Origin of the sequence: Pseudomonas cucumis, assembly GCF_030687935.1 — a bacterium.
GTDB classification, from domain to species: Bacteria; Pseudomonadota; Gammaproteobacteria; order Pseudomonadales; family Pseudomonadaceae; genus Aquipseudomonas; species Aquipseudomonas cucumis.
In genome coordinates, this window is sequence record NZ_CP117454.1 from 1,414,083 (window position 1) to 1,435,203 (window position 21,121).

General features: G+C 56.7%; 27 protein-coding genes, 1 tRNA gene and 1 pseudogene. 20 read left to right on the forward strand and 9 right to left on the reverse strand.

All coding sequences use genetic code 11. From position 1 onward, the window contains the following. The first annotated feature begins 9 nt into the window (after positions 1 to 9). From PSH97_RS06280 to PSH97_RS06310, 7 genes are all read left to right on the forward strand, one after another. A complete protein-coding gene (locus PSH97_RS06280; RefSeq protein WP_305448518.1) occupies positions 10 to 627 on the forward strand; it encodes a TPM domain-containing protein in 618 nt (205 codons plus the stop codon). A 262-nt stretch (positions 628 to 889) separates the two neighbouring features. After that, positions 890 to 2,104, forward strand: coding sequence for a class I SAM-dependent methyltransferase (locus PSH97_RS06285; protein ID WP_201059811.1), 1,215 nt, complete (start codon positions 890 to 892; stop codon positions 2,102 to 2,104). A gap of 181 nt (positions 2,105 to 2,285) precedes the next feature. After that, positions 2,286 to 2,867, forward strand: coding sequence for a DJ-1/PfpI family protein (locus PSH97_RS06290; protein WP_305448519.1), 582 nt, complete (start codon positions 2,286 to 2,288; stop codon positions 2,865 to 2,867). Between the two features lie 14 nt (positions 2,868 to 2,881). Continuing rightward, entirely contained in the window at positions 2,882 to 3,187 is a 306-nt protein-coding gene (locus PSH97_RS06295) for a ribbon-helix-helix domain-containing protein (RefSeq protein WP_038979286.1), read from the forward strand. Positions 3,188 to 3,386: 199 nt separating this feature from the next. Continuing rightward, a complete protein-coding gene (locus PSH97_RS06300; protein ID WP_095632345.1) occupies positions 3,387 to 3,731 on the forward strand; it encodes a YegP family protein in 345 nt (114 codons plus the stop codon). Between the two features lie 158 nt (positions 3,732 to 3,889). Beyond that, a complete protein-coding gene (locus PSH97_RS06305) occupies positions 3,890 to 4,534 on the forward strand; it encodes a hypothetical protein (protein ID WP_305448520.1) in 645 nt (214 codons plus the stop codon). After that, complete coding sequence (locus tag PSH97_RS06310) at positions 4,534 to 5,055, forward strand: hypothetical protein (RefSeq protein ID WP_305448521.1); 522 nt, start codon at positions 4,534 to 4,536, stop codon at positions 5,053 to 5,055. The genes PSH97_RS06305 and PSH97_RS06310 overlap by 1 nt, the downstream gene beginning before the upstream one ends. 68 nt (positions 5,056 to 5,123) lie before the next feature. Here PSH97_RS06310 and PSH97_RS06315 read toward each other — a convergent pair whose 3' ends face one another. Further along, positions 5,124 to 6,143, reverse strand: a complete 1,020-nt coding sequence (locus tag PSH97_RS06315) for a DUF4917 family protein (RefSeq protein WP_305448522.1) — start codon at positions 6,141 to 6,143, stop codon at positions 5,124 to 5,126. 156 nt (positions 6,144 to 6,299) lie between these two features. Here PSH97_RS06315 and yiaY point away from each other — a divergent pair, with 156 nt between their 5' ends. Then, positions 6,300 to 7,448, forward strand: a complete 1,149-nt coding sequence (gene yiaY / locus PSH97_RS06320; protein WP_305448523.1) for an L-threonine dehydrogenase — start codon at positions 6,300 to 6,302, stop codon at positions 7,446 to 7,448. Here the strand turns inward: yiaY and PSH97_RS06325 are convergent. Beyond that, positions 7,445 to 7,579: a hypothetical protein gene (locus PSH97_RS06325; RefSeq protein WP_305448524.1), complete on the reverse strand. Its 135-nt coding sequence runs from the start codon at positions 7,577 to 7,579 to the stop codon at positions 7,445 to 7,447. The two genes, yiaY and PSH97_RS06325, sit on opposite strands and share 4 nt — an antisense overlap. A 49-nt stretch (positions 7,580 to 7,628) precedes the next feature. Here PSH97_RS06325 and fos point away from each other — a divergent pair, with 49 nt between their 5' ends. From fos to PSH97_RS06350, 5 genes are all read left to right on the forward strand, one after another. Then, positions 7,629 to 8,045: a fosfomycin resistance glutathione transferase gene (gene fos, locus PSH97_RS06330; RefSeq protein ID WP_305448525.1), complete on the forward strand. Its 417-nt coding sequence runs from the start codon at positions 7,629 to 7,631 to the stop codon at positions 8,043 to 8,045. Between the two features lie 64 nt (positions 8,046 to 8,109). Beyond that, entirely contained in the window at positions 8,110 to 8,748 is a 639-nt protein-coding gene (locus tag PSH97_RS06335; protein ID WP_305448526.1) for a LysE family translocator, read from the forward strand. A gap of 103 nt (positions 8,749 to 8,851) precedes the next feature. Next, positions 8,852 to 10,201, forward strand: coding sequence for a sensor domain-containing protein (locus PSH97_RS06340; protein WP_305448527.1), 1,350 nt, complete (start codon positions 8,852 to 8,854; stop codon positions 10,199 to 10,201). A gap of 118 nt (positions 10,202 to 10,319) precedes the next feature. Further along, positions 10,320 to 10,475 carry a stress protein gene (locus PSH97_RS06345; RefSeq protein ID WP_305448528.1) on the forward strand — a complete coding sequence of 52 codons (156 nt, stop codon included), beginning with the start codon at positions 10,320 to 10,322 and terminating at the stop codon, positions 10,473 to 10,475. Between the two features lie 73 nt (positions 10,476 to 10,548). Next, positions 10,549 to 11,052 carry a DUF4142 domain-containing protein gene (locus PSH97_RS06350; protein WP_305448529.1) on the forward strand — a complete coding sequence of 168 codons (504 nt, stop codon included), beginning with the start codon at positions 10,549 to 10,551 and terminating at the stop codon, positions 11,050 to 11,052. 50 nt (positions 11,053 to 11,102) lie between these two features. Here the strand turns inward: PSH97_RS06350 and PSH97_RS06355 are convergent, their stop codons facing one another. Next, a complete protein-coding gene (locus PSH97_RS06355; protein ID WP_305448530.1) occupies positions 11,103 to 11,504 on the reverse strand; it encodes a low affinity iron permease family protein in 402 nt (133 codons plus the stop codon). 196 nt (positions 11,505 to 11,700) lie between these two features. Here PSH97_RS06355 and PSH97_RS06360 point away from each other — a divergent pair, with 196 nt between their 5' ends. Further along, on the forward strand, positions 11,701 to 11,847 hold the full coding sequence (locus tag PSH97_RS06360; RefSeq protein WP_008074520.1) for a hypothetical protein: 147 nt from the start codon (positions 11,701 to 11,703) through the stop codon (positions 11,845 to 11,847). A 126-nt stretch (positions 11,848 to 11,973) separates the two neighbouring features. Here the strand turns inward: PSH97_RS06360 and PSH97_RS06365 are convergent. After that, positions 11,974 to 12,279: pseudogene (locus PSH97_RS06365) on the reverse strand (AidA/PixA family protein); the annotation flags it as partial. 252 nt (positions 12,280 to 12,531) lie between these two features. On the opposite strand from PSH97_RS06365, the gene tam reads away from it, so the two are divergent. After that, a complete protein-coding gene (tam, locus tag PSH97_RS06370) occupies positions 12,532 to 13,302 on the forward strand; it encodes a trans-aconitate 2-methyltransferase (protein ID WP_305448531.1) in 771 nt (256 codons plus the stop codon). Positions 13,303 to 13,357: 55 nt separating this feature from the next. Here tam and PSH97_RS06375 read toward each other — a convergent pair whose 3' ends face one another. The 3 genes from PSH97_RS06375 to PSH97_RS06385 form a co-directional block, all read right to left on the reverse strand. Beyond that, positions 13,358 to 13,765 (reverse strand): type II toxin-antitoxin system HicB family antitoxin, encoded by a 408-nt coding sequence (locus PSH97_RS06375; RefSeq protein ID WP_305448532.1) that lies wholly within the window; start codon positions 13,763 to 13,765, stop codon positions 13,358 to 13,360. 36 nt (positions 13,766 to 13,801) lie between these two features. Beyond that, entirely contained in the window at positions 13,802 to 13,981 is a 180-nt protein-coding gene (locus tag PSH97_RS06380) for a type II toxin-antitoxin system HicA family toxin (protein WP_048394018.1), read from the reverse strand. Between the two features lie 263 nt (positions 13,982 to 14,244). Next, entirely contained in the window at positions 14,245 to 14,580 is a 336-nt protein-coding gene (locus PSH97_RS06385) for a hypothetical protein (protein WP_305448533.1), read from the reverse strand. Positions 14,581 to 14,953: 373 nt separating this feature from the next. On the opposite strand from PSH97_RS06385, the gene PSH97_RS06390 reads away from it, so the two are divergent. The 5 genes from PSH97_RS06390 to PSH97_RS06410 are packed head-to-tail and all read left to right on the forward strand — an operon-like array spanning position 14,954 to position 19,986. Further along, positions 14,954 to 16,420: a cytochrome c oxidase subunit II gene (locus tag PSH97_RS06390; RefSeq protein WP_305448534.1), complete on the forward strand. Its 1,467-nt coding sequence runs from the start codon at positions 14,954 to 14,956 to the stop codon at positions 16,418 to 16,420. Between the two features lie 50 nt (positions 16,421 to 16,470). After that, entirely contained in the window at positions 16,471 to 18,246 is a 1,776-nt protein-coding gene (gene ctaD, locus PSH97_RS06395) for a cytochrome c oxidase subunit I (RefSeq protein WP_305449755.1), read from the forward strand. After that, complete coding sequence (locus PSH97_RS06400; RefSeq protein ID WP_305448535.1) at positions 18,243 to 18,935, forward strand: cytochrome c oxidase subunit 3; 693 nt, start codon at positions 18,243 to 18,245, stop codon at positions 18,933 to 18,935. The genes ctaD and PSH97_RS06400 overlap by 4 nt, the downstream gene beginning before the upstream one ends. Before the next feature lie 6 nt (positions 18,936 to 18,941). Next, a complete protein-coding gene (locus PSH97_RS06405) occupies positions 18,942 to 19,655 on the forward strand; it encodes a heme-copper oxidase subunit III family protein (RefSeq protein WP_305448536.1) in 714 nt (237 codons plus the stop codon). Positions 19,656 to 19,668: 13 nt separating this feature from the next. Next, positions 19,669 to 19,986 (forward strand): cytochrome C oxidase subunit IV family protein, encoded by a 318-nt coding sequence (locus PSH97_RS06410; RefSeq protein WP_305423007.1) that lies wholly within the window; start codon positions 19,669 to 19,671, stop codon positions 19,984 to 19,986. Between the two features lie 31 nt (positions 19,987 to 20,017). On the opposite strand, the gene PSH97_RS06415 is transcribed toward PSH97_RS06410, so the two are convergent. Both PSH97_RS06415 and PSH97_RS06420 read right to left on the reverse strand, forming a co-directional pair. Then, positions 20,018 to 20,578, reverse strand: coding sequence for a magnesium transporter (locus PSH97_RS06415; protein WP_305448537.1), 561 nt, complete (start codon positions 20,576 to 20,578; stop codon positions 20,018 to 20,020). A 297-nt stretch (positions 20,579 to 20,875) separates the two neighbouring features. Further along, a tRNA-Gly gene (locus PSH97_RS06420) sits at positions 20,876 to 20,949 on the reverse strand. Positions 20,950 to 21,121: the final 172 nt, after the last annotated feature.

The following is a 21,121-nucleotide window of genomic DNA, read 5'->3' on the forward strand; positions in this document are numbered from 1 at the left end:
TTCATAACCATGGCATTACTGACTGAACATGAACAACGCAAAGTCGCCGAGGCCATTGCCCGGGTCGAGCGCGACACCGACGCCGAACTGGTGACGGTGCTTGCGGCCCGCGCCGACGATTACGCGTATATCCCGCTGCTTTGGGCCAGTCTGCTGGCGCTGGTGGTGCCGGGGATCGTGCATTATCTGACGGGCTGGCTGACCATGCACAGCCTGTTGCTGGTGCAATGGCTCAGCTTCATCGTGTTGTGCCTGGTGTTCCGTATTCCGAAAGTCACCACGCGCCTGATCCCGCGCTCGGTCCGTCACTGGCGCGCGTCGAACCTGGCGCGCCGGCAGTTCCTGGAGCAAAACCTGCACCACACCGTGGGCAGCACCGGCATGCTGATTTTTGTCTCCGAGGCCGAGCGCTATGTGGAGATTCTGGTGGATGAAGGCATTTCCAAACGGCTGGACAACAAGAACTGGGACGCGATAGTGGCGGCGTTTACGCACCAGGTGAAACAGGGGCAGACGTTGCAGGGGTTTGTGACGTGCATCGAGGCATGCGGCGAATTGCTCAAGGTGCATGTGCCGGTGACCCATGTGAGGAATGAATTGCCGAATCGGTTGGTGGTGTTGAGCTAAAGACCAGATTCCCGGCAACGACTCGTTCTTTGTAGCAGCTGGCGCAGCCTGCGTTCGACTGCGAAGCAGTCGTCAAACCAGAACTTGCGGTACATCAGGCACACCGTATTAACCGGATTCACGACTGCTTCGCAGCCGAACGCAGCCTTCGGCAGCTGCTACAGATCACACCGTTCGGCAAATAACTGCGTGTCCCGAACGGCCATCCCCCCTAAAATACCCGCCATTCTCCGATTCGCACCGCCCGAGGCCGTTTTTTCCCATGTCTGTCACCGCCACTCCCGCCAGCCTCGCGCCGGATCATCACGCACAGTTTATCGACTTGCTGCAAACCAGCCTCGATCAGAACGCCTTCATCAAACTGGTGCTGGCCAAGTACGTCGGTGGCGAAGCGGACTTGCAGCGGCTGATCATCAAGCAGCTGACGGTCAAGGATCAGCCATGCCTGTCCTTCGTCTACCGCTACAAGACCCGCGACATCACCAAAAACCTACCGCTTGCCGAAGGCGTGGCGACCATTGCGGCGCTGTTGCCGGCGTCGTTCAAAAATGCGCATTTACTGTCATTGACCGACGAAGCCCAGCTCGAATACAGCAAAAAGGGCAAATCTTCGCTGTTCAAGAGCAAACCTCAGCAATTGCGCGAAGTACCGTCCGCCGAGCACAACCGCGAGAAGAACCGTTTCCTCGACTTGAGCCGACCGTTTCTCAAAGACCTCGGCGTGACCAACGCGCAGCATGAGCTGATCCCCGCGATGTCGCGCAAGTGGAAGCAGATCAACAAGTTCATCGAAGTCTTCAGCCATGCGCTGACCTCGTCGCCGCTGGCGCTGGACAAACCGGTGCGGGTGGCGGATTTCGGCTCGGGCAAGGGTTACCTGACGTTCGCGATCCACGACTACCTGCGCAATACCCTGAAGGCCGAGGGCGAGGTGACCGGCGTCGAGTTGCGCGAAGACATGGTCAGCCTCTGCAACACCGCCGCTGCGAAGCTGGAGCATCCGGGGCTGGTGTTCAAATGCGGTGATGTGCGCAGCGTGGCGCCGAGCGAACTGGACGTGATGATCGCGTTACATGCCTGCGACATCGCCACCGACTATGCGATTCACACCGGCATTCGCTCCGGCGCTTCGATCATCATGTGCTCGCCGTGTTGCCACAAGCAGATCCGCCTGCAGATCCAGAGCCCGGCGCTGCTCAAGCCGATGTTGCAATACGGCCTGCACCTGGGCCAGCAGGCGGAAATGGTCACTGACAGTTTGCGTGCACTGTTTCTGGAAGCCTGCGGTTATGAGACCAAGGTTTTTGAGTTCATCTCACTGGACCACACCAACAAAAACAAGATGATCCTGGCGGTCAAACGCGCCGAGCCGGTGGACCCGGCTCAGCTGTTGGTGAAGATTCAGGAACTGAAGGATTTCTACCACATCAGCGAACATTGCCTGGAAACATTGCTGCGGGCCGACGGTTACCTCTGATCCTGTGGGAGCGGGCTTGTGTCGTTCTTGCGGCCGATGCAAAACCTGTGGGAGCGTGGCTTGCCCGCGATGAACGATGACGCGGTCCTTTAGGTAGTAGCTGGTTATTACCCGACCCGCCGGATAAGGACTACCTTGAATACTCCTGCATGCCCACGCATTTTCCAGAGGAGTCCTTCCCATGGCGGCTAAAAAAATTCTGATGCTGGTCGGCGACTACGTCGAAGACTACGAAGTGATGGTGCCCTTCCAGGCACTGCTGATGGTCGGCCATACGGTACACGCCGTATGCCCGGACAAAACCGCCGGCCAGACCGTGCGCACAGCAATCCATGACTTCGAAGGCGACCAGACCTACAGCGAAAAACCCGGCCACCTGTTTGCCCTGAACTTCGATTTTGCCAAGGTAGACGCGGCGGACTACGACGCGCTGCTGGTGCCGGGCGGTCGTGCGCCGGAGTACCTGCGCCTGAACGAAAGAGTCCTGGACCTGGTGCGAGCCTTCGACAAGGCCGGCAAACCGATCGCCGCCGTGTGTCACGGTGCGCAACTGTTGGCCGCGGCAGGCATTCTTGAGGGGCGCGAGTGCAGCGCCTATCCGGCATGTGCTCCGGAAGTGCGTCTGGCTGGCGGCACGTTCATCGATATCCCGGTGACGGAAGGTCATGTTCAAGGCAATCTGGCCACTGCTCCGGCCTGGCCGGCGCACCCGAGCTGGTTGGCTGGTTTCCTCGGGTTGCTGGGCACCAAAATCACGCTGTAACGAGGGACCTGTCCATGTGCGAGCTCTACGTCAAGGCTGATCCGATTCTCTACGAGTCGCGTTCCCGCTCGCTGCGCATCTGCGGGGTGGTCACCACCCTGCGGCTGGAGAATCAGTTCTGGGACATCCTCAGCGAAATTGCCGAGGTCGACGGCATGACCACCAATCAGTTGATCGCCAAGCTGTATGAAGAGGTGATGGACTACCGCGGCGAAGTGGTGAATTTCGCCTCGTTCCTGCGGGTCAGCTGCATGCGTTACCTGAGCCAGCGCCGGGTGCAGACACCTGAGTTATCGGTGGTGCGGGCGGTGGTGAAATAGAGCAATTTGCATCAGTCATGAGGACGCTTTCGCGGGCAAGCCTCGCTCCTACAGGTTTTGTGTCGGACGCAAATTCGCGGTCAACCGAATCCCTGTAGGAGCGAGGCTTGCCCGCGAAGGGGCCGGTACAGGCGACAGATATCCTGGCGTGGTCTTTACTCTGAAGCGCGAAACCTCTCAATCGCCAAGGAGAAAAAGCATGTCTGGATGGTACGAAGTGAGCAAAACCGTCAACGGTCAATTCAAGTTTGTATTGAAAGCGGCCAATGCCGAAACCATTCTGACCAGTGAGCTGTATACCTCTCGCGGTGCGGCCGATGGCGGTATCGCCTCGGTTCAGGCCAACAGTCCGCTGGACGAACGCTACGAGAAAAAAACCACCAAGGACGGTCATCCTTACTTCAACCTGAAGGCCGGTAACCACGAGATCATCGGCAGTAGCGAATCCTACTCATCGGATGCCGCGAGGGATAAAGGCATCGCCAGCGTCAAAGCCAACGGCCCGACCACGGTGATCAAGGACAAGACCTTGCCGGTGCTCTGATCGAAAATACCTTCCATCAAAGGTCGCCAGATCATTGGCGACCAGATTCTGGCTAAGTGCCATCATTTCCATTATTCTCCGCGTCCATTACATGGAAGTGGTTCTGCAAGCCCTCTTTCGTGACGTCTTCAAATATTCACTGAAGAGAGTTTTCTTCCATGATCCGCGTTTTTGCTCTACTGACATTGCTGCTGGGCCTGGCGGGTTGTCACAGCATGTCCCCGATTCACATCGACGAAGAACTCACGCCCAACGCCGGCTCAGGCGTGGCTTATGTGGTGGGTGTTGTCGGTATCTGGCCCAAGGCGGTCAATACCGCACAGGAACAAATGCTGATGATTCGCCAGCGAGGCAGCGACAACTTTGCCACGGCGCGTTTGCACAATGAGTTTTATGCTCGCACACCGCGGGACGTGCGCGAGACAGGGCACGGAATCGGCACACTGTTTGTCATGCCGCTCAAACCTGGGCGTTATGAGCTCTATAACCTGCGCTTCGATCATGGTTCTTCGGTGTCCTGGAGCCGGGAAGATTTCACCATCCCATTTCAATTAGAAGCCGGCAAGGCTTACTACATCGGTGATTTCCGTGCGGGCTGCGTGACACCTGGACAATCCACTTGCCTCTTTTTGCACAGCGATCACCTTGAGCGTGACTCAGCGTTGGTGCGGGCGAAATATCCCCAAGTACCAGGACTGCAACGGCTGGACCTGCCAAACCTTTATTCGGCAACGCCGTTCATCCGCGAAGAGGATGGAGCGAGCTCCTCCGTTTACAAATCCATGCTCTCAGGAAAACTCTAATGCGCACCAAAGCACTATTTCTGTGGCTGACCCTGCTGCTCGGTGGCTGTCAGGCAACCCATACACTTAAAGCCCCTGAGGTTGATTACAACCAGCGACTGCCGGTGATCAATGTCAGTGTTATGGGGCTCCCAAGCTGGATGCTGCGGGACGAACTGCGCCGTCGCGGTACGTTCGACGAGGTCAAGGCTGGTCGAAGCGCTGACGGTTACAACGTGCTGGTCATTGCCAACAGCGATGTCGGCGCGTTGCAGCCACAGATGTTTCTGAGCGCCTTCACGCTGTTTCTGGTTCCGGTGCCAGTGAGTTGGGACAGTACGCTGATCTTTAGCGTCAGCCATGGCACAGAGGTGCTGGGTGTCTACACGGTCCATAACCAGACCAAGTCCTGGCGCGGTGCATTCAATGCATCCGGAGGACAGTTCGAGCATGTGCAATTGATTGCAGACACCTTTATCGCTCAGGTGCTGAAGGATCAGCCGTTCCGGCGCGAAGCTTTAAAGAACGCAGCAGGCATTTAACCGATAAAAAAGATCGCAGCCTCCTACATCGTAAGAGCTGCCGAAGGCTGCGATCTTTTGATCTTGACCTAAACCTCGACCGGTACGGTCAGCTTGGGACTACCGAGCGCATGGGTCTTCGAATCAAAAAACCGCAGCTCCACGCCCGTCCCCTCAAACACCTTCGTGTAATGCCGCTTCTGATGCTGGATGAACGCCTTGCTGCGCGGGTAAATCGAGATCGCCGCTGTCTTCGGCTTCGCCTGGCGCAATGCATGAATAATGTGGCTGTCCTGTTCGCCAAGGGCGTGCCCGAAGATGCACAACCCGTCGCCATGGCCCAGTAACTGGTCGTAGCAGAACGACAGGTAATCCGAGCTGCGAATGGTCTTGAGTTTGTCCTGGGTCGGACCTTCGTTGACGAACAGCGGTACGTCGTCAAGAGTCTTGATCGTATTATTGATGGCGAAACTGCCGAGCAACGTACCCTCGGTCGACATCAATTTACGCGCCGTGCCGTCCTGATTGCGCACCAGATGCAGGCCGCCGTGCAAGTACAGCAGCCGGGTTTTGTCTGTCGCGGTGATGCTCAGATCAAAGCTCGGCTCGGTGCCCTGGAACAGATCGGTAATAACGTCAGGCCGGTGCTGGACCGCCCAATAATTGAGCAAGTCGTAATTGGTGGTGAACACCGTTCGATAGCTGCCCAGCTCCTGATTGATCGTCGCCAGGGTCGAGGCCTGCACCAGCCGCCACGGGATGTGCACCGCATGCACGGTGTTGATCAGTGCTTCCTTGATCGCGTAATAGCGGTTGCGCGGTGCGGCAGAGCTGACGGCCAACGCCTTGTTGACCCGGCTGGTGGTTTTCAGCGCCCCAAGCACTTGTTCGAAACTGCGCGTCTGCATCGCGTCGAACACGCTCAGTTCGGATTGGCTCAGAGGCTTCTCTTCGACGGTGCGGGCGTTTTCGAACAGCGAGTCATAGCCGAAGTCGTCCCATACCGCACGACTGGCCCCGTTACCCACCAGCAGGCCGCCAAAAGAGGCGGTGGTGCGCAAGGCGTTCCAGTCTTCAAGTTGGGCATCGACATCCTGGAAATCGGTCATTGCGTTTGTCGTCTCAAAGCAAAAGGTCTGATGGACGGCGACTTTATCACGACCCGGACTTGAGCCAGATCAAGTTACCGCACGACTAATGGGTCGATCCTGTGCGCCCCCGCCGGATCGGTGCTGTTGATTCGGCTTCAGTCAGGAGACTCGCGCATGAGCAGTACGTTTTTCATCCCCGCTGTGAACATCATGGGCACTGGTTGCCTTGACGAAGCCATGGACGCCATTCGCAAGTATGGTTTTCGCAAGGCACTGATCGTCACCGACTCCGGGCTGGCCAAGGCTGGCGTGGCGACGATGATTGCCGAGAAACTGGCAATCCAGGACATCGACTCGGTGATCTTCGACGGCGCGAAGCCGAATCCGAGCATTGCCAACGTCGAACTTGGCCTGGGCCTGCTCAAGGAAAGTCGCTGTGATTTCGTGGTGTCTCTGGGCGGCGGTTCGCCTCATGACTGCGCCAAGGGCATCGCCTTGTGCGCCACAAACGGTGGGACGATTCGTGACTACGAAGGTGTCGATCAATCGGCAAAACCGCAGCTGCCGCTGATCGCGATCAACACCACTGCCGGCACTGCCAGTGAGATGACCCGTTTTTGCATCATCACCGACGAATCCCGTCACGTGAAAATGGCCATCGTCGATCGCAACGTCACGCCGCTGCTGTCAGTCAACGATCCGGCGCTGATGGTCGCCATGCCCAAGGGCCTGACTGCCGCCACTGGCATGGATGCGCTGACCCATGCCATCGAAGCCTACGTCTCCACCGCGGCCAACCCGATTACCGATGCCTGTGCGCTCAAGGCCATCACCTTGATCAGCAATAACCTGCGCCTGGCCGTGCGGGACGGCAGTGACATGATCGCGCGGGAAAACATGGCTTATGCGCAGTTCCTCGCTGGTATGGCGTTCAACAATGCGTCCTTGGGCTATGTCCATGCCATGGCTCACCAGTTGGGCGGGTTCTACGACTTGCCCCATGGCGTATGCAATGCGGTGTTGCTGCCTCATGTGCAAAGTTTTAACGCGCTGGTCTGCGCCGACCGCCTGACCGATGTTGCCCGCGCGATGGGCGCCGACATTTGCGGGTTCAGCCCGGAAGAGGGCGCTCAAGCAGCGATCGCGGCCATTCGCAACCTGGCCAAGGACGTGGAAATTCCCGCCGGTTTACGCGAGCTTGGTGCCAGGCTCAACGACATCCCGGTGCTTGCCAGCAATGCCATGAAAGACGCCTGTGGACTGACTAATCCTCGGAAGGCGGATCAGCGGCAGATCGAGGAGATTTTCCGCAGCGCGTTCTAAGTGGTTCGACGGCCGGGCGCGAACACTACGCAAAGTAGCGCGCCCACGGCCAGCAGCGCTATTGACGTACCGGCGATGCTACCCAGCAACATGACCGCGCTGCCGGCCAGTACCGCTATACGCTCAAGCACGTTTAAGTTGTACGCTCCGGTCGGACCCAGCCTCAAGGTTACTAAACCCATGCTAACCGGCCTCAACCACCTGACCCTCGCCGTCACCGACCTGAACCGCAGCGTGGCGTTCTATCGCGATCTGCTGCAACTCCAGCTAGAAGCGACTTGGGACGCCGGCGCCTATCTCTCATTACCTGGTCTGTGGCTGTGCCTTTCTCTCGATCCGCTGCGCAAATCCGCGCCCGCGGCTGACTACACTCATTACGCCTTCAGTGTCGGCTCTGCGGACTTCCCGTTGTTCGTCGAACGCCTGCGAACCGCCAATGTGCGGGAATGGCGAGATAACCGCAGCGAAGGCGCGTCGTTCTATTTTCTCGACCCGGATGGGCACAAGCTTGAGGCGCATGTCGGGGATCTGGCGTCGCGGCTGGCGGCATGTCGGCAACGGCCGTATGCGGGGATGAAGTTCTTCGACGATCAGTGAGTCGATGCTCGGGGTCCTGAGATAGACTTGCGTCCATTCATCCGGCGTTTCAACAGGAATTCCCATGACTCCATCGCTGCTAATGGCCATTCTCGCCTCGGGCTTCATTTACGGCATCACGCCGGGGCCGGGTGTGCTGGCGGTGTTCGGCATCGGTGCGGCGCGCGGGCGGCGGGCCGGAGCGGGGTTTCTGTGCGGGCATTTGCTGGGCGACGTGGTCTGGTGCAGCACGGCGTTGATCGCGATTGTCGGTGCGCGGGAAATCGGCAGCACCGCGTTCGATGTGCTGGGTGTATTCAGTGGGCTGTACCTGTTCTGGCTGGGTCTGCGTGCGGTTCGGGCTCGTCGCGGCAGCGCCGAGGCGCCTCAGGGGCCGGCTCGGCAGCCGTTCTGGCACGGCATCATGTTCGGTTTGACCAACCCCAAGGCATACCCGGTGGCGGTGGCGACCTTTACTGCGCTGTTGTCCAGCCGTGCGGAACTGCTGCATTGGTCGATGCTGCCATGGTTGATCGTCCTGAGCTTCGTAGGTGGCCTTTTGGCCTACGCTATCCTCATAGGCATTGTCGGTGCGCGTCAGGTGCGCATGTTGTATCAGCGCCATGAACTGGCGATCACCCGGTTGTGCGGGGTAATGTTCATCGGTTTTGCCATCAATGCCCTGGTGCATGCGCTGCCGGGGCTGGTGACGAACAAGGCTTGAGGCTGATCGCAGGGAAGCGTCAGCTGCACAGTCATCGCTCGGGCGTATGACCGGTCAGGGAGGGTTGTTCAATGTTGCATTGTCCGGACACGCTCTCGGCATTATGGAAACCAGAAATTCCGCACCACTGGCGAGCTACATCGATCTGTTGCTGGACGCCGTCTGTGCGGTGGATAAACAAGGTCGCTTTGTATTTGTCAGCGCGGCCTGCGAGCGCATTTTCGGTTACACCCCCGACGAGTTGATCGGCCAGCCGATGATCGAACTGGTGCATCCCGCCGACCGACAGCGCACCCTCGATGCCGCGCGGGAGATCATGGGGGGCGAGCCCAAGCTCAACTTTGAAAATCGTTACCTGCGCAAGGACGGGCGGGTGGTGCATATTCTCTGGTCGGCGCGTTGGTCGCAGGTCGATCAGTTGCGCATTGCCGTCGCGCGCGACATCACCGAGCGCAAACAGGCCGAGTCCCGGCAAGCGGCGCTGTATGCAATCTCCGAAGCGGCCCACGCGGCGGAGGATCTGCTGGCGCTGTTCAAACGCATCCATTTGATTATCGGCGAATGGCTTCCGGCGTTGAATTTCTCCGTGGCGCTGTATGACGAGCACTGCGCGCATCTGAACTTTCCCTATCACGTCGACGATCGTGAACCCCAACCCGAGGAGCCCGGGACTGTGACCGGGCGTCTTTGCAGTGAAGTGATTCGCAGCGGCTTGCCGATTCTGCTGACCCCGGATCAGGACGATCCGCCGGCGGGGTTTGCATCGCTGGTCGCGGGCCGGGATTCGCCTTGCTGGCTGGGTGTGCCTTTGAGTTCGCAGAACGGCACCATTGGCGCGCTGATCGTTAAAAGCGTACCCGGCGGCGAGCGTTACACCGAGCAAGACAAGGAACTGCTGCAATATGTTTGCGCTCAGATCGCGACCGCTATCGAGCGCAAGCAATTGCATGCCCGGCTCCAGCGCATGGCTCAATACGATCAACTGACTCAGTTGCCCAATCGCGAGTTGCTGCGCGAACGCCTCAAAGCGTCGCTGGAGCTGGCCCGAACAGACTCCGGTCAAATGGCTTTGCTCTACGTCGACCTCGACCGCTTCAAGCATGTCAATGACACCCACGGTCATACGGTTGGCGACATGCTGCTGCAAGCGGTCGCCAATCGGCTCAAGGGCTGCGTACGTGAAACCGACACCGTGGCGCGCATCGGCGGTGATGAATTTGTCGTGTTGTTGCACAGCATCCAGGCCGCGGAGGATGCCGAACGTGTGGCGGGAAAAATCCGCCAGGTGCTGGTTCAGCCCCTGCGCCTGGACGGGAATAACCTGAACATCCAGCCAAGCATTGGCGTTGCGCGCTACCCCGAACATGGGACTGAAGAAAATCAATTGTTCAGGCATGCCGATGAGGCGATGTACAGCGCCAAGCGCCAGCAGCACCTGCGTCTCGGGGCCTGAAAAAAACCGTCACCGTTCGTCGCAGCGTTGCCAGTTTTTCTAAACCTTTTTGGCGATGCAAATTCTTATTCTATGCGGGCGGCTGCTCGCAGCGATCATCACCAAGAGGATGAGAACCATGCCTACTTCAAAAAATCCAAGTCCGGGTAGTGCCCACGATCGAACGAAGGCGTCTGAATCCAGTCGCAAAGGTGGGAAAACCACCACGACGACCGTTGATAAAGACTCCGCGAAAGGCGGCATGGGCCGCAAAGGTGGTCAGAAATCCCGGTAATAGTGAAAGTGGTTTTATTAAAAGACGGGGGCGAAAGCCCCCGTTGGAATTTTCAAAGAAGGAGGGCGCGACCATGAGCCGGATGGCCACCCGTTTACGCAATGCCAGTTTTGTCACGTTACTGGGTCTGTTTGCCAACAGTGCCTTTGCCCAGTCAGCCGCTGAATTCATCAACGAAGCATCGGCCAAAGGCATGGCCGACATCGAAGCCAGTCGCTTGGCGCACCAGAAAACCGAGTCCAAAGAGGTCAAGGATTACACCATCGTGGTAATCAACGACCTCACCACCGCCAACCAGCATCTGGCGAAAATTGCCAAGCAACTCGATTTACCGGTCGCACCCCGCGAAGAGGTGATGGACAAGGCCAAAACGCTGATCCCGGAGGTGAAGGACGACGCGTCCTTCGATCAGGCGTACGCCGCCAGTCAGGTGAAAACCACCCAAGAGACCATCGAGCAGCTTCAACAACAAGCGCAGACCACGGATGTGCCGCAAATCAAAGCGTTCGCCCAAGAGACCCTGCCCAAACTGCAAAACCATCTGCAAATGGCCAGAGAGCTGCAAGCCAGTCGCTAGCACCAATGGCGCGGGTGACGTCACCGGTCACCCGCGGGGCAGGGACCAATTCATTCATCCTGTTTCTTTGTTTCCGGGACGACAGTGCCGTCCAGGGAAATCGTTTCGCCCTCGCCGAGGCGGCGATATTTCTTTCTCAACGCTTCCAACTGTTTGATATCCAGCGATTCGAGCCCCAGCATCGCGTTCTGCGCTTCTTTCGTTACTCGCAATAACTCATCGATCTTCAAGTGCAAAATATCCGTGTCGCGGTTCTGGGTGTTCTGGATCAGGAACACCATCAGGAAGGTGATGATGGTGGTAGAGGTGTTGATGATCAGCTGCCAGGTATCGTTGAAATGGAAAACAGGCCCGGTCAAACCCCACAGGATTATCAGAGCGATCGCCCCCAGAAATGTCCGGGGCTGGCCGGCCCACAGGGAGAGTTTCTGCGCAATTTTCGCGAATTTCATTGCCGTGTTCCTTATAAGGATGCGCCTGATTTTCAGACAGCATGGGCATGACGAAAATTCTGCTGAATATTGCCTGCGGGATGAAAAACCGCTGCGCTGAACCCTCTGTCAGAGTTCATCGCTCGGGGCCGAGAAAGTCGCAACCATTTCCACCGACATGGGTCACTACTTCAAACCCCTGAAACTGGAGAACAGCATGAACCTCGCCCGCACGTTTTACCTTTGTTGCTGCCTGCTTGCGTTGCAGGGCTGCTTCGATAACTCGGATAACGAGACCAAAGACAATACTGATGGCACCAAGTCTTCGGTGCAGATGCAGGAGAAGGGGGCGGATAGTAAATAGCGGCGATCCGACTTGCTTGCGAAGACGGCGGCATAGTCAATATTGATATCGCCTGACACACCGCATTCGCGAGCAAGCCCGCTCCCACAGGTTCCTCGCCTGAACTGGTATTGGTTTTCTATCTGTTCATGCCGACAGCGTCACTTCAGTCTCCCAGCTGAAATACCCCAACACTTCACAACGCTGGTTGAGCAGCATGAAGCTCAATTCGCAGGCCGCCACGCCCGGGGTCAGTTGCGAGCACTCCCAATAATGATCATCGGCCTTGTGGCTACCGGGTTGGGTCGGGTTGACGGGGTCGGGCGCGGGGACTGTCTGCTCGCTGTGGACGACCAGTTTGGGCGGCGAAAGGATCCCGGTATCGCCCACCGAAATGTTGTGAAATACCACGCTGTGTTCGGCCAGCAGGCTGACGGTCCTGCCGCGGATCGAAACAAGTACATCCGTGGCTCTAGACATAGTAAAGCTCCTTTGAACATAGTGATTACCTGGCTACCTACCAGGTACGACAACGCTGGTTTGCCTTGCGGCCGTTGCGAACACACTACTGCGGAACCCACTCGATCACGGGGTACGAGCTGGCCTTGCTCCTTGCCTTGAAATGACGGGTTGGGTTCCTTCCAACAGGCCGCGAGTAGGACTATAGATGCCTCTGGCTGCAACCTGCACCGACAGGAGAACGATATGAGTTGGTCCGCCAAACAATACGTAGCGTTTGAAGATGAGCGCACGCGCCCGGCGCGTGACTTGCTGGCCGCCATTCCCGCAGTGGATGTCCAATCGGCCATCGACGTTGGTTGCGGCCCCGGTAATTCCACCGAGTTGCTGGTGCAGCGCTTTCCCAATGCCGCGGTGCGTGGGTTGGACAGTTCGCCCGATATGATCGAGGCCGCCCGCCAGCGCTTGCCTCAAGTGCAATTCGACACCGCTGACCTTGATAACTGGAACGAGACCGGCCCGTTCGACGTGATTTTCGCCAACGCGGTATTGCAGTGGTTGCCCGATCACGCCCGGTTGCTGCCGTCATTGGTCACCAGGCTTGCGCCCGGCGGTAGCCTGGCGATTCAGATGCCCGACAACCTCAACGAACCGTCGCACAGGTTGATGCGCGAGGTCGCAGCGAACGGTCCGTGGGCTGACAAACTGGCAAGGGCTGTAGGGCTGCGAACGGAGATGGAAGATGCGGGTGGTTACTACTCGATGCTGCGTGCCCACTGCACCCGAGTCGATGTATGGCGCACCACTTACTATCATCCGCTCGCGGACGGCGCATCGGGCGTGGTCGAGTGGTTCAAGGGCAGCGGTTTACGGCCTTTTCTTGAGCCGCTGAATGAAGCGGAGCGGGCGCAGTATCTCAAGCAGTATCTGACGGCGATCGAGAAAGCCTATCCGGCGCTGAGCGATGGTTCGGTGCTATTGCCGTTTCCGCGGTTGTTCATGGTGGCGACGCGCTGACCTGTAAAGGGACGCGCCTGGTCGTTTGTCCCTTGGGTTGCCCACCGTCGAGCCATCAGCCCTGCTGCAAAACCTTGAGCGCCGCCGAGGCCAGAAACCCGGAGCGACTTTTCTCTTCCGGATGATGCAGTACGTATTCGTCGATGCGGTTGAGCAAGTAACCGGGCAGGGTGATGTTGAGTTTCTGGGCCTTGCCCAGGTATTTGGTGACATCGATGTCCACCACGGCCCACGTACACCCTGCGTACTGCGGATTGGCCGCATGCAGGGTCACTTTGTTGGCGGGCGGAATCGGTGATCCGTCTTCGGCCAATATCTCGAAATGACCTTCGATGGCTTCGCGCGCCATGGCCATGGCGTCATCCAGATCTTCCCCAGCGGAGAAACAACCCGGAATATCCGGTACTTCTACACCCCAGGCGTGTTCATCATCGCCCAAGGAAATCGCAATCGGGTAAAGCATGTTCGTCATCCTCCGAAGGCGCTGTCCATCGGCTCGTCAGAGCAGCGCCTGTTGCAAAATACTGATGGCCGTTTTTTTGAGCAGATCCTTTTTCGGATGAGGAACCGTTACCAGTCCCGGCTTGGTCGGATGCTTGAAATGGTGATGGCTGCCCTTGATCCGTACCAGATACCAGCCGTCTGCAACGATTTGGCTTATCAAAAACCGGCTATTCACATCACCTCCCTGTGGTGTGCTTGTGGTTACTATACCTACTGAGATTCACCAATCAACACTATAACCACCAATGCATCCTGAGCATCGATGTGTCAGCAGCATGAAATGAGTCTAGGAGGGCATTTGGCGATGGCTGGGGAAGGCCGGCTTTCTGTATTGCAGGGTTTTGCCGAGGCGCTGGAGAGAGAGAAATCAAATTTCATGCATAAAAAAACCGGCCACTTCGGGCCGGCTTGTGTTCCCCGAGAATCACGCTTTAGCTTCTAAATCAGCTGATCAATCAAAACCGCGTTGGAATAGATCAAGCTTCCATCGCTCGCTCGATGCCCGACCAAATGGAACTGACCGCGCCCGTGCTGCAAGTAGACGCGCATTTGGCAGTCGGACAAGGGGCCGTATCCCTCTGGCAAGATCAAATCCATTGAGCTCATGTCGACATCGACCATGGCTTCAGGCTCATCGGTCTTCTGCAGGCTTTCTTCAGCTTGCTCCAGACGCAGATGGAGGGGGCCGTCGACATCAAAGCTGATCTCACCCACCGGGGTGGATTTTTGGGCGCCGCTGGGTTTGCACCAGCCTTCGATCGTCAGGTTACTCATGACGAAACCTCCGTCGTGGACTGCTGGACTCTGTCTTCTCAAGCCATCCGCTTCTGGCCAGTTCTGCCATCCCGTCATCAGAATTGAGTATAGCTGGCAACCCGGCCTCGCTAACCCGCATCAATTCGCTACGCCCATTAGTCCCGAGACGTAATGCGGATATCCATAGTTATATGTAGCGAATAGTTTTAAACGATCAACTTGATGTTCGAATTGGAATATCTGGCCAGCAGAAAAAGCGCTTGTTCCGTCCCTGCACTATACTTTGTGCTGACTTTACCGTCGGAATGGATGGTACTTGTCTGCCCTGCTTGGACGTCAGTGGCGATGCTGTTGCATAACCAGCGAACAACAGGAATAGGATGAACAGAAAATGGCAATAGCAATTATCTTGATACTAATCGTTATTGCATCAGTGTTGTTCCATGTACTAGCGCCTTGGCATGCGACACCGGCAGCTTCCAACTGGGGATCAATAGACACCACCCTGTTCATCACCCTGATCATTAGCGGAATATTTTTTATCGCCATCACGGTATTTATGGCGGTCGCCGTGATGCGTTATCGTCACAAGGAGGGTGCCAGAGCGCACTATCAGCCAGAAAATAAAAAACTGGAAACATGGTTGATTATCGTGACCTCGGTAGGTATTGCCGCGATGTTGGCGCCAGGTCTGGTGGTTTACAGTGATTTCATCCGGGTGCCGAAAAATGCTTATGAACTTGAAGTGGTCGCCCAGCAGTGGCAGTGGGCCTTTCGCTTTCCCGGCCAGGACGGGAAGTTGGGTAAATCGGATATTAAGTTTGTTGATTTCACCAATCCCCTCGGCCTTGATCCCAAGGATCCTGTTGGGCAGGACGATGTGCTTATAAAAAGCAATGAAGTTCGCCTTCCGCTCGATCAGCCAGTGAAAGTTTTACTGCGCTCTAAAGATGTACTGCACAATTTCTATATCCCGCAAATTCGCAGCAAGATGGACATGGTGCCGGGGATGGTGTCGTACTTTTGGTTTACGCCGACTAAAACCGGGAAATATGAAATCCTTTGCGCTGAATATTGTGGTTTAGGTCATTACAACATGCGCGGCCAGATGATCGTGGAAGAGCAGGGCGCCTTCGATCAATGGCTGAACAGCCAACCGACTTTTGCGCAAACATTAACGACAGCTGCCAAACCCAGTCAGGACAGCGTGCTGGAAAAAGGTCGCCAGTTGGTCGAACAATACGGCTGCGGTGCCTGCCATAGCCAGGATGGCAGTACCCGTCTCGGCCCGGGATGGATGGGGCTGTACGGCCGCACTGAACAGCTTGCCGATGGCACCAGTGTGCTGGTCGATGAGGCCTACCTGAAAGAGTCGATCCTCGATCCGAAGGCCCGACTGGTACAGGGCTACCCGCCAGTCATGGTGGCCTATACTCTCACTGAAGATGAACTGGGCGCTGTCGTCGCCCTGATCAAATCACTGGGTGCCGCGCCGCAAGAACCTTCTGCCAGCGAAAAGATGGACAGAGGTGACGATCTGGCGACGCAGGGGCAGCGGTTGGCCGAGTCGCTCGGCTGTCTGGCCTGCCACAGTGTCGATGGCAGTAAGGGCGTCGGCCCCAGCTGGCAGGGCCTGTATGGCGAGACCGTAACCCTTGCCGACGGTACGAGTATCAAGGTCGATGAGGGTTATTTAAAGGATTCGATTCTTAATCCAGGCACCAAAATCGTCAAAGGCTATGCCGCCGTCATGCCGGCCTTTACCCCGAGTGATCAGGAGTTGAACGCACTGATCGCTTTTATCAAATCCAAAGCGAATGCCGACGCTGATGCGAGCAAGGCGGAGCCAGGGAAGTAGCCATAAAGCAGCCAGGAATGCACCGAAACTTCGAACAGGAGGATGACGTGATGGCCTATGCGGAGCAAGCCGAAACAGAAGCACTACACGAACCTAAAAGCTTCCTGACCAAATATATCTGGAGTCAGGACCACAAGGTCATAGCCATTCAATACTCCTTGACGGCTATATTCGTGGGCGTTATCGCCGTGGTGTTGTCCGGCTTGATGCGCATACAGCTAGGCTTCCCCGGCACTTTGGAGTTCATGGACGCCAGTGCTTACTATCAGGCGATGACCATGCACGGCATGATCATGGTCATTTACTTGCTGACGGCCTTGTTTCTGGGTGGCTTCGGCAACTATCTGATCCCGCTGATGGTGGGCGCCCGCGACATGGTCTTCCCCTATGTCAACATGCTGAGTTACTGGTTCTACCTGCTAGCGGTAGTGGTGTTGCTCTCCAGTTTCTTTGCCCCTGGCGGCCCCACCGGTTCGGGCTGGACGCTCTATCCGCCACAGTCCATTTCTCAGGGAACACCGGGGGTGGAGTGGGGCATCGTCCTGATGCTCGTCTCACTGGCGATTTTTATTGTTGCAGCCACCATGGGCGGGTTGAACTACGTCACCACGGTGTTGCAGGCGCGCACGCACGGCATGACATTGTTTCGCATGCCGCTCTCCGTATGGGGCATCTTCATGGCCTCGATTATGGCCTTGCTGGCTTTCCCGGCGTTGTTCGTCAGTGCGGTCATGATGCTGTTCGACAAGCTGTTGGGCACCAGCTTCTTTATGCCGGCGATGATCTCGCTGGGGCAGCAGATCGATCACCAGGGTGGCAGCCCAATATTATTCCAACACCTGTTCTGGTTCTTCGGCCACCCGGAGGTCTACATCGTTGCTCTGCCTGCGTTTGGTCTGGTCTCCGACTTGATCAGCACGCATGCGCGTAAAAATATCTTCGGCTACCGAATGATGGTGTGGGCCATTATTGCGATTGGCGTACTCAGCTTTGTGGTCTGGGCGCACCATATGTATGTCAGCGGAATGAACCCGTACTTTGGCTTTTTCTTCGCCGTCACCACCTTGATCATCGCGGTGCCGACCGCACTGAAAGTCTACAACTGGGTGCTGACCCTGTGGCGGGGCGACATCCATCTGACCGTGCCGATGCTGTTTGCCCTGGCCTTTATCGTCACCTTCCTGGTCGGCGGTTTGACCGGATTGTTTCTCGGCAATGTGATCGTGGATATTCCGCTCTCGGACACCTATTTCGTCGTTGCCCATTTTCATATGGTCATGGGGGTCGCGCCGGTACTGGTGGTGTTCGGCGGCATTTATCATTGGTTCCCGAAAGTAACCGGGCGCATGTTGAACGACACCCTGGGCAAGCTGCATTTCTGGATTACCTTTCTGGGCACCTACGCCATCTTCTTCCCCATGCACTACCTCGGTTTTCAGGGCATGCCTCGCCGTTACTACGCCTATGAAAACTACGCGTTCATTCCGCAATCGGCGCAAGAGTTGAATGCCTTCATTACGGTGGTCGCATTGATCGTCGGCGTTTCCCAATTGCTGTTCCTGTTCAACCTGGCCTGGAGTGCATTCAAGGGCAAGCCCGCAGGCAGTAATCCGTGGGGCGCGGCCAGTCTGGAATGGCAAACGCCGAACACCCCGCCGATACACGGTAACTGGGGAGCGAAGCTGCCGGTCGTGCACCGCTGGGCCTATGACTACAGTGTGCCGGGGATAGAGCAGGACTTCGTTGCGCAAACGGTCTCCGCCGAGGAGCTGGAGCAGATGCGGCAACTGAGTGCCGCAACCAAGATAGCGGACGTTAAAACATGAAAAGGCTGCTATTGAGAAACGCCGACGATGCTGACCCCGGCGGCAGTTGGAGTCGCGACCCTGGGGGTATTCAGGCCACCGAGGGTGCCGACAGAAGCCAAATCGCAAGAGTGGGCCTGCGCTTGTTTCTGGTTGTGGTGAGCTCGTTATTCTTTCTATTCCTGTTCGCCTTTATTGCCCGTTCACAAATGGCCGACTGGCTCCCCCTGACAGACCCCTTGGCGCCGTTAGCCAATCTCTGGCAGCTATGGCTGAATTCGGCTTTTCTGGTATTGAGTTGCATCGCACTGCAATGGTCGCGTATGGCCGCCCGGCAGGCTCGACTGGGCGCAACGGTCATGGGTTTTGCATTGGGGGGCGTATTTGCCATTGCCTTTCTGGTGGGGCAACTCTGGGTCTGGCAGCAGTTTGTCGCCTGGGGCTACGTTGTCGCCAGCAATCCGGCCAACAGTTTCTTCTACCTGTTGACCGGTCTGCATGGGCTACACCTGCTGGGCGGGCTGATAGCCTGGAGCATCATCGCCGCTAAATTCCTGCGTCGCGTGCCGTTGGCGCAACTCAGCGTCAGCGTAGAGCTCTGTACCACCTATTGGCATTACTTACTGGGTCTTTGGTTTGTGCTATTCGCATTGCTGGCCAGCACGCCGCAAACCTATGAAGCCATCGCCAGATTCTGCGGCCTGAGGTGAAAAGCCATGGCATCGCACCCACTCGCCCCAGGCGAATCCAGTTCATCCAATCCACCAGACTCACCGCCTGCACCGGGATGGCAGGGCATCGCCAGCGACTGGGCCTCGGATAGAGAGGTCTTCAAGCAGGTCCCTTGGGGCAAGGCGATGATGTGGATATTCCTGCTCAGCGATACTTTTATATTCACCTGTTTTTTAACCGGCTACATGTCGGTACGCATGACCATCACCACCGCCTGGCCGAACCCCAGTGAAGTGTTCGCATTGACGATTGCCGGTCAAGAAATCCCGCTTATTCTGATCGCCATCATGACCTTTGTGCTGATCAGCAGCAGCGGGACCATGGCCATGGCCGTTAATTTCGCCTATCGCCGTAATCGCGCGAAAACCGCAGCCCTGATGCTGGCGACCGCTGCCTTGGGGGTGACCTTCGTCGGCATGCAGGCATTTGAATGGAGCAAGCTGATCGCAGAAGGGGTGCGCCCCTGGGGGAATCCCATGGGAGCAGCGCAATTTGGTGCCAGCTTTTTCATGATTACCGGTTTCCACGGACTGCATGTGTCAATCGGCGCCCTCTACCTCAGCATTGTGGCGCTGAAAGTACTGCGGGGAGATTATGAGCGCTCCGGAAACTATCAGAATGTCGAGATAGCCGGGCTCTACTGGCACTTCGTGGACTTGGTGTGGGTGTTTATTTTTGCTTTCTTCTATTTATGGTAGAGGAGCACGGGTGATGGCACATGTTCAGGGTCAGCAACATCCAATCAGCTTGTACCTTAAAATTTGGGGACTGTTATTCGTCCTCAGCACGCTGTCGTACCTTGTCGACTACTTCCACTTCCATGGCTACCTTCGGTGGGCCCTGATTATCACTTTCATGTTGTTGAAGGCAGGTTTGATTGTCTCCATCTTCATGCACATGGCCTGGGAACGGTTGGCGATGGTCTACGCCATATTGTTGCCACCGTTATGTTTACTGGTGCTCGTCGGGCTGATGGCCACCGAGGCAGACTATGTTTTTCTCAGCCGGGTCATTTCCTTCGGCCAATAAATAGCTTCCGGTGGCCTTGAGTCGACAGGGGCTAACCCGAAATCACTCGCTTGAACTGATGCCATTTGTGCTGCCAGGCCACTGTCCAGTGGGGGGCTGCCGTTCCCGTGCCGGCGATCGTCAGCGCTGGATGATGTTCGATTACCCGGTCCAATACCGGTTCCTGATCCGGTTCAACATCCACGAAGAAGATATGTTTTCCATCTTCTACCATCTGTTTAAAATTGCGGAAGTGAGCGTTCGGCACCTGAATACCAAAAAAACCGCCTTCCCAGATGCAGAAGCCAAATATAACAATGGCCAGGAAGATAAAAGGCACCCAGCCTGCGGCGGATTCAGTCCAGCCCATCCAATAGGCGCCGGCAAGGATCAGCGCCGCGAGTGGCACACCGACCACAGCACCAATCTCGCCAGAGTGAACAACATCCTGTTTCATTAACGAGTTAACCTCGTGGAGGTGATGTTCTTCAACATCAGCCACTTGTTCACTGAGCACATGAATTTGTTCGGTATTGATGCCGTTTGCTTCCAGTTCATTTTCAACGGCTTCGAGTTCGTCGAGATTGTCACTGATGTAATAGTGCCGATTCATGCCACACCTCCCATCTCGTGCTGGCTGTAGACCTCCTCTGTCCTGCAGCCTTTAACTGAGATTTGCAGTCGGTATCTGTGTCCATGGGGAACGTTACACGCTTCATGCAATTCGAAAGAAGTATAGCATTCGCTAGCATGCGGGGCGGGAAGCGTCAAGGACTGGAAAGCAGCATTAGGGCCTGGCGCACCCAGCCCGATTCCACCAAATCCCAGACATAAAAAAACCGGCCATCAAGACCGGTTTTTTCTGTTCCTGCATCTCCCGTCAAAAAACAACGTAAGACTGAAATCTGAGTGGAGCGGGTGAAGGGAATCGAACCCTCGTTATCAGCTTGGGAAGCTGGAGTAATGCCATTATACGACACCCGCTCAGAGCGGCTGACTTTGTACCAGATGTGCGCGTGAAAATGAAGTTTTTCTTTGCGCGCGATGGCTTTAGCACGGGTGAAACGAAAGCATCGACCGCGTAGCGGTCATTCGCGGGCAAGCCTCGCTCCTACAGGAATGCGTTTAACGCTGCAGGGCTGAGCTTGCTCGCGAT

Coding starts and splice junctions, on each gene's coding strand:
- PSH97_RS06280 (WP_305448518.1), top strand. CDS start 10: ATGGCATTACTGACTGAACATGAACAACGCAAAGTCGCCGAGGCCATT.
- PSH97_RS06285 (WP_201059811.1), top strand. CDS start 890: ATGTCTGTCACCGCCACTCCCGCCAGCCTCGCGCCGGATCATCACGCA.
- PSH97_RS06290 (WP_305448519.1), top strand. CDS start 2,286: ATGGCGGCTAAAAAAATTCTGATGCTGGTCGGCGACTACGTCGAAGAC.
- PSH97_RS06295 (WP_038979286.1), top strand. CDS start 2,882: ATGTGCGAGCTCTACGTCAAGGCTGATCCGATTCTCTACGAGTCGCGT.
- PSH97_RS06300 (WP_095632345.1), top strand. CDS start 3,387: ATGTCTGGATGGTACGAAGTGAGCAAAACCGTCAACGGTCAATTCAAG.
- PSH97_RS06305 (WP_305448520.1), top strand. CDS start 3,890: ATGATCCGCGTTTTTGCTCTACTGACATTGCTGCTGGGCCTGGCGGGT.
- PSH97_RS06310 (WP_305448521.1), top strand. CDS start 4,534: ATGCGCACCAAAGCACTATTTCTGTGGCTGACCCTGCTGCTCGGTGGC.
- PSH97_RS06315 (WP_305448522.1), bottom strand. CDS start 6,143: ATGACCGATTTCCAGGATGTCGATGCCCAACTTGAAGACTGGAACGCC.
- yiaY (WP_305448523.1), top strand. CDS start 6,300: ATGAGCAGTACGTTTTTCATCCCCGCTGTGAACATCATGGGCACTGGT.
- fos (WP_305448525.1), top strand. CDS start 7,629: ATGCTAACCGGCCTCAACCACCTGACCCTCGCCGTCACCGACCTGAAC.
- PSH97_RS06335 (WP_305448526.1), top strand. CDS start 8,110: ATGACTCCATCGCTGCTAATGGCCATTCTCGCCTCGGGCTTCATTTAC.
- PSH97_RS06340 (WP_305448527.1), top strand. CDS start 8,852: ATGGAAACCAGAAATTCCGCACCACTGGCGAGCTACATCGATCTGTTG.
- PSH97_RS06345 (WP_305448528.1), top strand. CDS start 10,320: ATGCCTACTTCAAAAAATCCAAGTCCGGGTAGTGCCCACGATCGAACG.
- PSH97_RS06350 (WP_305448529.1), top strand. CDS start 10,549: ATGAGCCGGATGGCCACCCGTTTACGCAATGCCAGTTTTGTCACGTTA.
- PSH97_RS06355 (WP_305448530.1), bottom strand. CDS start 11,504: ATGAAATTCGCGAAAATTGCGCAGAAACTCTCCCTGTGGGCCGGCCAG.
- PSH97_RS06360 (WP_008074520.1), top strand. CDS start 11,701: ATGAACCTCGCCCGCACGTTTTACCTTTGTTGCTGCCTGCTTGCGTTG.
- tam (WP_305448531.1), top strand. CDS start 12,532: ATGAGTTGGTCCGCCAAACAATACGTAGCGTTTGAAGATGAGCGCACG.
- PSH97_RS06375 (WP_305448532.1), bottom strand. CDS start 13,765: ATGCTTTACCCGATTGCGATTTCCTTGGGCGATGATGAACACGCCTGG.
- PSH97_RS06385 (WP_305448533.1), bottom strand. CDS start 14,580: ATGAGTAACCTGACGATCGAAGGCTGGTGCAAACCCAGCGGCGCCCAA.
- PSH97_RS06390 (WP_305448534.1), top strand. CDS start 14,954: ATGGCAATAGCAATTATCTTGATACTAATCGTTATTGCATCAGTGTTG.
- ctaD (WP_305449755.1), top strand. CDS start 16,471: ATGGCCTATGCGGAGCAAGCCGAAACAGAAGCACTACACGAACCTAAA.
- PSH97_RS06400 (WP_305448535.1), top strand. CDS start 18,243: ATGAAAAGGCTGCTATTGAGAAACGCCGACGATGCTGACCCCGGCGGC.
- PSH97_RS06405 (WP_305448536.1), top strand. CDS start 18,942: ATGGCATCGCACCCACTCGCCCCAGGCGAATCCAGTTCATCCAATCCA.
- PSH97_RS06410 (WP_305423007.1), top strand. CDS start 19,669: ATGGCACATGTTCAGGGTCAGCAACATCCAATCAGCTTGTACCTTAAA.
- PSH97_RS06415 (WP_305448537.1), bottom strand. CDS start 20,578: ATGAATCGGCACTATTACATCAGTGACAATCTCGACGAACTCGAAGCC.